Genomic DNA, 1,912 nt, shown 5'->3' on the forward strand with positions numbered 1-1,912 from the left:
TTTTAAGTATTAAACCATATAATTCTAGATTGATAACCTTTGAATTTTATATATTGTTCAAAGAAATAATTATCGTGAATCCTAATTTAATGCGCCATCATCTCGTGCGCAATATCATGTCCATTCATATCCGATGGGTAGTAGGTAGGCCAGTGTATGATTTCATCGAATAAAGCTTCACGATTGTCACCCCAATACAAGTGGTAGTGACCAGCTTTATTCGGATAAATACCATGATCACTGAATTGAATATACTGAGGAACTCCTTCTGTTTTTTCTGCTAGTTTAAATATGTATCTTACACCTCTATTCCCTGCATCATATGTCAAAATTTTGTACCCATCATAGATATACTTACCAGAATATTCTTCTTTGTTTTTGTAGAATGTTACAGTATCTCCTTGAATCACGATACGGTTCACATCTGTTTGATATCCTTCATTATAATACTCCTTATATTCTTTGGCTGACATTTTACCTTTATGTTTCGCTTTGTAAGCAAATACCTCATCAAGCGTTCCATCTTGTAAATATGGATATACCGATTGCCAGTCTCCTTTCCAATCGGAGAGTGGTCGATCCTTCACTTGGTTGTCTTCAAAATATCCTTCATAAATTCTTTCTGTTGCTTTATCATGAGCATGACTATGATTATGACTGTGATCGTGTTCATTTTCATGTGTATGACTTTCAGTTGTTTGCTCTTGCTTTTCAGAAGGTTTTTCTGCAACTAATGCAAATTGTGTTGCTTCCTTTAAAGTATTCACGTTTTCTTCCATTAAAGTGAAGTAATCTTTATTATTCTTCGCATCGTCTTCAGAAATAGTAGCAAGGTGATTTAAGCGTAAAACTTTTGTACCAGTTTCTTTCTGAATAACTGATGCTACTTTTGGAGTAGAAAACGTTTCGAATAAGATGTATTTTAACCCGTGTTCTTTAACTGTTTTTGTAATTTCACCAAGCTCTTTTTGAGATGGTTCATCAGAAGCTGAAATCCCAGCGATAGGAATTTGTTTTAAACCATAGCGTTGTTCCCAGTAACCATAGGCTGCATGAGAAACTAAAGTTTCTTTCGTTTTTGCATTTGCTACAGCAGCTTTAAATCGATCGTCTAAATCTGTAAATTTAGTTTGAAGTGCTGCAAAATTCTTTTCGAATTCTTGTTTATGATCAGGCTGTAATTCTACAAGAGCATTTTTGATTTTTTCAGCTTGTTTCATCGCTAGTATAGGATCTAACCACACGTGTGGGTCTTTATCGTGATGATGTTCATCTTCTTTATGTCCATCTCCATGATCATGATGTTCATCTTCGGTTGCGGCACGCAGTTCGATGCCTTTTGATGCATTTACAATTTTAACATTTTCTTTTTGTAATGTTTTTTCCATTTTTTCAGCAAACGGTTCTAATTCTGCACCGTTATAAATGAATAAATCGGCTTTTGCAACTTTCACTGTTTGTTTTTGGCTTGGTTCAAATGTATGAGAATCTGCACCAGGTGGATAGATTGCTTTAACCGTTATATAGTCACCACCGATTTTTTTTGCGAAATCAGCAAGTGGGAAAATAGTTGTATAAACAGAAAGTTTCTCATCTTTTTTTACTGCACCTTCTTTTTTATTAGAACATCCAGCAAAAATTAAAGTGAAAATAAGTAGGAATGAAAACATAGTTAATTTTTTTGGCATGAAATTCTCCTCTTTTCTTTTTTACAAGTTTATTTCCTCCAATTCTATGAAGAAAATATCTTTTCAACACAAAACGTAATGATTACGTTTTAGTTTAAGAACCTAGTATAATACATCTTTTCGAAATTCACAATAAATAATAATCATTACGATTTATGGTTCTGGTGCAAAAATCATTTGATAGAGGCATAGGAACCTGTATAGACTGTTCAATGGTAGATTAG

The 1,912-nt window shown here is 33.5% G+C and carries 2 pseudogenes; both read right to left on the reverse strand.

What is annotated here, in order from left to right:
• Window positions 1-86: 86 nt before the first annotated feature.
• A pseudogene (locus tag LOK41_RS27980) lies at window positions 87-716 on the reverse strand (ZinT family metal-binding protein); the annotation flags it as partial.
• A gap of 27 nt (window positions 717-743) precedes the next feature.
• Window positions 744-1,688, reverse strand: a pseudogene (locus LOK41_RS27985) (metal ABC transporter substrate-binding protein); the annotation flags it as partial.
• Between the last annotated feature and the right edge of the window lie 224 nt (window positions 1,689-1,912).

The organism is Bacillus sp. TL12, from assembly GCF_022625245.1.
GTDB lineage: Bacteria > Bacillota > Bacilli > Bacillales > Bacillaceae_G > Bacillus_A.